The organism is Erythrobacter sp. CCH5-A1, assembly GCF_001557115.1.
Lineage (GTDB): Bacteria > Pseudomonadota > Alphaproteobacteria > Sphingomonadales > Sphingomonadaceae > Erythrobacter.
This window is the reverse complement of sequence record NZ_LSKQ01000070.1, coordinates 1-439: the sequence shown is the minus strand read 5'-3', so window position 1 is coordinate 439 and position 439 is coordinate 1. Positions and strand designations below refer to the sequence as shown.

Annotated in this window: 1 protein-coding gene; it reads right to left on the bottom strand. The window is 58.5% G+C overall.

What is annotated here, in order from left to right; genetic code table 11:
- Nucleotides 1–48: 48 nt before the first annotated feature.
- Nucleotides 49–222 carry a Flp family type IVb pilin gene (locus AX708_RS03150; protein WP_066525398.1) on the bottom strand — a complete coding sequence of 58 codons (174 nt, stop codon included), beginning with the start codon at nucleotides 220–222 and terminating at the stop codon, nucleotides 49–51.
- Nucleotides 223–439 lie beyond the last annotated feature (217 nt).

Genomic DNA, 439 nt, shown 5'->3' with positions numbered 1-439 from the left:
GGCGGGGATCGCTCCCCGCCGTTCTTCCCGGTCCCCCTTGGCGAAAGCTTAGGCGGTGCCCTTGCTCATCTTCGTGTTGACGTTGCTGAAGGTGCCCGACAGCGTCGAGCCGACGTTGGTCATCGCGGTGATCGCGGCGACAGCGATCAGAGCGGCGATGAGGCCGTATTCGATGGCGGTCGCACCCTGTTCGTCACGGACGAGGTTCTTGAAGAAGGTCATGTTTGGTCTCCTGGCTGGGCAATAAGAAACTTCGGACGCGCCCGGTCAGTGGCGGTCTCACGTAAAATTATCCGACAGCTGTTGATAAATGCCTAACCTTCCTGAAATCTTTGGGTAACCACAGAAGTTCTGCGCAGATAAACCATAGGTTTCCGGGCCAACGCCCGTATCTGCGGGCGACTCACAAAGAAAAGCGGCGGGAATTGCTCCCCGCCGC